This is a genomic window from Mesorhizobium sp. M8A.F.Ca.ET.021.01.1.1, assembly GCF_003998025.1.
Classification (GTDB): domain Bacteria; phylum Pseudomonadota; class Alphaproteobacteria; order Rhizobiales; family Rhizobiaceae; genus Mesorhizobium.
Genome location: NZ_RZSJ01000383.1, coordinates 1 through 6,058 on the forward strand (window position 1 = coordinate 1; position 6,058 = coordinate 6,058).

The window sequence follows — 6,058 nt, forward strand, 5'->3', positions numbered from 1 at the left end:
AGAAACGGTGCATCCTCGGCGATTTCGACGTGTTCGGCGGCTACCCCCGCCAAGGGCAAAAGCGAACCGCCGACGCTGTCCGGCGGCGGCACGGCGATCCGGTGGGTCTCCATATCGGCCAGGCCGCGCAGTCTGCCATCCCGGGTCAGCAATACCGAGCGGATGCCGGCCGCACCGTCGGAATCGACCGGCGCCACGAGCGGCTCGATGCATCCGCAGCGTTGCAGCGCCGTGGCATAGGCGGTCGCCGAATAGATGGCGTATTCGATCCGTGCATTGGCCTGTCCCTCGATCAGTGCCGCGTAATCGCGGGCAACGACGAATTCGACCTTCATGCCGAGCGCATCGGTAAAGGCTTGCGTCAACACCGCCAGCCCCGGAACGGCGTTGCCGGCGCCGGGCTCGGCCACGACGCCGATGCGAAATGTGCCGATATCATCGCGCCAGTCCGCCCAGGCCGGTCCGCACCAGAATGCGCCGTTCACAGCCATGAGGGCAGTCCAAGCCTTGAGCGCAGCCTTCATGACAGGACCGCCTTGCCCTTTGTTCCGTCCATGGACATGCCCAACTCGTCGCGGCACTTGATCTTGTGCCTGTATCTCATTGTCCAAACCGCGCATGGATCCCTTAGCTTGTCCATGTCGTTGTCGCAAAACCGCTGCGCACTTTTGGGCGACATGGATTTGAGTATCGCGCCAAGCCGTTGCGGTTTGGTTTCCGAATTGCCAACGTCGCCGTGGAACCCTATGTCTGGGCGTCCACACTGGCAACAAATGACCCGATGGCGCGTGCTTTCCTCTTTGTCCTGGATTCCTTCGGCATCGGCGGCGCGGCCGACGCCGAAAGCTATGGCGACGCCGGCGCCAACACGCTGGCGCACATCGCCGAAGCTTGCGCGGAAGGCCGCGCGGATCGCGAAGGGCTTCGCCAGGGACCACTGTTCGTCCCCCATATGGCATCGCTGGGACTTGGCAAGGCGGCCGAGACGGCGACAGGACTGGGTTTTACGCATTTCGGGACGAACCTGCTCGCCAATGCCTTCCATGGCGCGGCGCAAGAGATTTCGAGTGGCAAGGACACGCCTTCCGGCCACTGGGAGATCGCGGGCCTGCCGGTGCGCTTCGACTGGGGTTATTTCCCGGACACGGTTCCCGCCTTTCCGGCCGACCTGACCGAGGCGATGATCCGCGAAGGAAAGGTGCCCGGCATCCTCGGCAATTGCCATGCGCCAGGTACCGAGATCATTGAGCGGTTCGGCGAGGAGCACATCCGCACCGGCAAGCCGATTTGCTACACATCGGTTGATTCCGTCCTGCAGATCGCCGCGCATGAGGCCCATTTCGGCCTCGAGCGGCTCTATGAATTCTGCCAGGTGGTGCGCCGGCTGGTCGACCCGCTGAGGATCGGACGGGTGATCGCGCGTCCGTTCGTCGGCGAGACATCTGCCACCTTCGAGCGGACCTACAATCGCCGCGACTACGCCGTGCCGCCGCCCGAGCCGACATTGCTCGACCGGCTGACGGCGCGCGGCAGCCGCGTCATCGCCGTCGGCAAGATCGGCGACATCTTCGCCCATCGCGGGATTTCGCAAGTCCGCAAGGCCGCAGGCAACATGGCCATGTTCGACCAGGCGCTGGTCGCGATGGACGAGGCGACCGACGGCGACCTCGTCTTCGCCAATTTCGTCGATTTCGATACAGAATTCGGCCATCGCCGCGATGTCGCCGGTTATGCGGCCGCCCTCGAGGCCTTCGACCGGAGGCTTCCGGAGGCGTTCGCCAAGCTGAAGCAGGGCGACCTTCTCATCCTGACCGCCGATCACGGCAACGACCCGACCTGGCGCGGCACCGATCATACGCGTGAACGGATCCCGGTCATCGGCACTGGACCTGGTCTCAAAGGCGGCGACATAGGGCTGAGGGCGACATTCGCCGATATCGGCGAGACCGTTGCCGAACACCTCGCGCTGGCGCGCGGCCGCAACGGCACATCCTTCCATGCGATGATTGGCGGCCATGCCTGAATTGCCTGAAGTCGAGACCGTCCGGCGCGGGCTGCAGCCGGTCCTGGAAGGCGCCAATCTGGCCAAGGTCGAGATGAGACGGCCGGACCTGCGCTTCCCCTTCCCCGAACGGTTTTCGGAGCGGCTGACCGGCAGGACGATCACGGCGCTCGGCCGGCGCGCCAAATACCTGACCATGCATATGCAGGGCGGTCCGGTGCTGATCTGCCATCTCGGCATGTCCGGCTCCTTTCGCATCGAGACCGGCGACGACGACGAGACGCCGGGCGTGTTCCACCATGAGCGCTCGAAGAGCGCGGCGCACGATCATGTCGTGTTCCATGTCGTTTCGGCGGCCGGCGGGCGGTCACGTGTGATCTTCAACGATCCGCGCCGCTTCGGCTTCATGCTGTTTACGGAAGAGCCGCCGGAGACGCATCCGATGCTCGCCGGACTGGGCGTCGAACCCACCGGCAATGCGCTGGACGGCGTTCTGCTTGCCTCGTTGCTGAAAGGCCGCAGATCGCCGCTCAAGGCAGCGCTTCTCGACCAGAGGCTGATCGCCGGCTTAGGCAATATATATGTCTCGGAGGCGCTCTGGCGTGCCGGCCTGTCACCGCTGCGCGAGGCAGGCACCATTGCCAGGCCAGGCAAGAAGGCCAGGGAACAAAGCGATCGCCTCGCCGAGGCGATCCGCTCGGTCATATCGGATGCCATCGCGGCGGGAGGATCTTCACTGCGCGACTATATGCACACCGACGGATCGCTGGGTTATTTCCAGCATTCCTTCGCCGTCTACGACCGCGAAGGTGAGCCTTGCCCGAAGCCCGGCTGCGGCGGCCATGTCGAGCGCATCGTGCAGAGCGGACGTTCGACCTTCTATTGCCGGGCGTGTCAGACGTGAGCTAGACCGGTGTCGAGGAAGGAGAAGCAGCCAATGGCCTATGAGACAATCATCACCGAGAGGCGCGGCAAGGTCGGGCTGATCACGCTGAACCGGCCAAAGGCGCTCAACGCCCTCAATTCGCGGGTCATGGCCGAGGTGGTGGCGGCGGCGAAGGATTTCGGCGGCGACACGGGCATTGGCGCAATGGTCATCACCGGCTCCGACAAAGCCTTCGCGGCGGGTGCCGACATCAAGGAAATGCAGGAGATCGCGTTCGTCGATGCCTATGTGCAGGATTTCTTCGTCGGCTGGGAGGAACTGACGCGGGCGCGAAAGCCGATCATTGCGGCGGTGGCCGGTTATGCGCTCGGTGGCGGGTGCGAACTCGCCATGATGTGCGATTTCATCATTGCCGCCGACACGGCCAAATTCGGCCAGCCCGAGATCACGCTCGGTGTCATTCCCGGCATGGGCGGGTCGCAACGCCTGACCCGGTTCGTCGGCAAATCGAAGGCGATGGACATGTGCCTGACCGGACGGATGATGGACGCCGCCGAGGCCGAACGTTCGGGCCTCGTGTCGCGGGTCGTTCCGGCCGGCGAGCTGGTCGAAGAGGCCGTCAAGGCGGCGGCCAAAATCGCCGATTTCTCGCTGCCGTCGGTGATGATGGCCAAGGAAGCGGTCAACCGGACCTATGAGACGACGCTTGCCGAGGGATTGCGCTTCGAACGCCGCCTGTTCCATTCGCTTTTCTCGCTCGAAGACCAGAAGGAAGGCATGGCGGCGTTCGCCGAAAAACGGAAGCCGAATTTCACCAACCGGTAGGGCGTTGCAGGCCGGCGCCCGAAACCCGTGGCCTTGGCCAAAAAGAACGCCAGGCGGCGTTGACGCGCCGGAAAAGCTGAACTATAAGCCGCACCAACCGAGGTGGCCCCGTGGCTGCCCGTTTGTTTTTTGCGCCCTGCGGCACGCCGCGTGCGCCGACCAGATCAGAAGAGAGGCATCATGGCCAACACATCCTCGGCCAAAAAGGCAACGCGCAAGATCGCCCGCCGCGCAGCGATCAACAAGAACCGCCGCTCGCGCGTCCGCACCTACGTCCGCCAGGTCGAGGAGGCACTCGCCTCCGGCGACAAGGCCGCCGCACAGGCCGCCTTCAAGGCTGCCGAGCCGGAATTGATGCGCGCCGCGACCAAGGGCGTGATCCACAAGAACACGGCATCCCGCAAGGTGTCGCGCCTGGCCCAGCGCCTCAAGGTGCTGTCGGCCTGACATCGCCTTCCCAGGACGATCTTCTTCGAACCCGGCCGATCGCGCCGGGTTTTTTCGTTTGCCGGCAAGTACTTAAAAAGAATAGCCGCAAACAGCTGCAAATGCAGATTCCAGAGTTCGAAATGCTTTGCCGGCACATGCATGCCCGCTGATGATCGGCACGCTTGAAAAGCGGCGCCTAGAAAAATCCCGCCTCACAGAAATACCCAATATTTTTCAATTGGTTAGCGACAGTCATCCACAGCTTGTCCACAACGCGCCGAAGCGACGGGAGGACAACTGGCTGTCAAGAGAATTATTTCAGAAAATTTCGCGCCGGCCCGGCTTTTTCATATTCGTCGGAAAAGGGTTTGAATCACAATGGCTTTGTCAAAATATGCCACTGCGGCATGGCGCTCGAACCCGCCCGAGGTAACCAGATTCCTTAAAAATCCGTTAGACGTGGCCTTGCCCTATCCACAGCGATTTCGGTAATGTCGATCTATCGAAAGGGACGGGCCTCTTGCCCTTAACCCAGCCTGACGCGGCCAGCTAAAATTGGCGGGATTTGCGACGCGGATCAAGTCCGTGGACGGGTATGGTTTGCTCTTTTTCGATACGGTAGGGGACTGGCGTAACTAGACATGGCAGGTAGGACGGCGCGCCGGCGCTCTTTCGCCGGACGGTTTCGTATTGCCCTGACATACCCAACGCGGACTGGCTTCCATGGGCCGGCACCGGTTCCCTTGGATAGTGGGCGACGTTCATTGCCAGCGGCGGCAACGGGCATCGTAGCGAAGACACGGTCGCTGGAAAAAGGATGCAGGAGGCGCATCCCCGGCGAAAAAACAGGTACAGAAAGGCAAGGAACTCGATCATGCAGAGCGGCATCGAAAGGGAGCTTACGGGCGACCTCCCATTTCCTGGAACTTTGATCGGAGCAAACGAGATGGCGGTCTCCAGCGACGCGGAACAGAAATTCGACCGGGTCAAGGCCCAGTTGAAGGCGCGCCTGGGAACCGAAGTCTATTCCAGCTGGTTCGGCCGCATGAAGGTCGCGGAAGCTTCCAAGGGCATTGTCCGCATCTCCGTGCCCACCGCGTTCCTGCGCTCGTGGATCAACGGCCACTATCACGATCTCATTTCCGAGCTGTGGAAGCAGGAGGATCCCGAGCTTCTCAAGATCGAGATCGTCGTGCGCACCGCGACCCGTCAGGGACGCAGCCAGCCTGAACCGGAATTGGCGCCGGCGCGCAAGATGACACGGCAGACGCAGACGGCGCTGGCCGCCGGCACGGTCAGCCCAGGCAGGGTGGAACGGTCTCCCATGCCGCGTCCGGGTGTGCCGGTCGAGAGCGAGTTCCGCCACAACGTGCTGGGATCGCCGCTTGACCCGCGCTACACGTTCGGCTCCTTCATCGAAGGCCCCTCGAACCGCGTGGCCTTCGCCGCCGCCAAGGCCGTGGCGGAATCGCAGTCGAGCGCGGTGCGCTTCAATCCGCTTTTCCTGCATGCCACCGTCGGGCTCGGCAAGACGCACCTCTTGCAGGCCATTGCCGCGGAATCGCTGAAGCAGAACCCGAAGTCCCGCGTCGTCTATCTCACCGCCGAGTATTTCATGTGGCGCTTCGCCACCGCGATCCGCGACAACAACGCATTGACGCTCAAGGAGCAGTTGCGCGACATCGACCTCTTGATCATCGACGACATGCAGTTCCTGCAGGGCAAGTCGATCCAGCATGAATTCTGCCATCTGATCAACATGTTGCTCGACAGCGCCAAGCAGGTCGTCGTCGCCGCCGACCGGCCACCGTCGGAGCTGGAATCGCTCGAACCGCGGGTCCGTTCGCGCCTCAATGGCGGCGTCGCGCTCGAAATGTCGGCACCCGACTTCGCCATGCGGCTCGGCATGCTCAAAC

General features: G+C 62.9%; 6 protein-coding genes. 5 read left to right on the forward strand and 1 reads right to left on the reverse strand.

The genetic code is table 11. From position 1 onward, the window contains the following. A partial coding sequence (locus EOA36_RS24520; protein ID WP_145969287.1) for a PhnD/SsuA/transferrin family substrate-binding protein occupies window positions 1-524 on the reverse strand: 524 nt, incomplete at its 3' end. A 257-nt stretch (window positions 525-781) separates the two neighbouring features. Here EOA36_RS24520 and EOA36_RS24525 point away from each other — a divergent pair. The 5 genes from EOA36_RS24525 to EOA36_RS24545 all read left to right on the forward strand — a co-directional run. Further along, complete coding sequence (locus EOA36_RS24525) at window positions 782-2,023, forward strand: phosphopentomutase (protein WP_127279775.1); 1,242 nt, start codon at window positions 782-784, stop codon at window positions 2,021-2,023. Further along, window positions 2,016-2,906: a bifunctional DNA-formamidopyrimidine glycosylase/DNA-(apurinic or apyrimidinic site) lyase gene (mutM, locus tag EOA36_RS24530; RefSeq protein WP_127279776.1), complete on the forward strand. Its 891-nt coding sequence runs from the start codon at window positions 2,016-2,018 to the stop codon at window positions 2,904-2,906. The genes EOA36_RS24525 and mutM overlap by 8 nt, the downstream gene beginning before the upstream one ends. A gap of 33 nt (window positions 2,907-2,939) precedes the next feature. Next, entirely contained in the window at window positions 2,940-3,713 is a 774-nt protein-coding gene (locus tag EOA36_RS24535; protein WP_127279777.1) for an enoyl-CoA hydratase, read from the forward strand. A gap of 180 nt (window positions 3,714-3,893) precedes the next feature. After that, window positions 3,894-4,160, forward strand: coding sequence for a 30S ribosomal protein S20 (gene rpsT, locus EOA36_RS24540; RefSeq protein ID WP_027026587.1), 267 nt, complete (start codon window positions 3,894-3,896; stop codon window positions 4,158-4,160). Window positions 4,161-5,016: 856 nt separating this feature from the next. After that, the coding region (locus EOA36_RS24545; protein WP_127279778.1) for a DnaA/Hda family protein at window positions 5,017-6,058 on the forward strand (1,042 nt) is incomplete at its 3' end.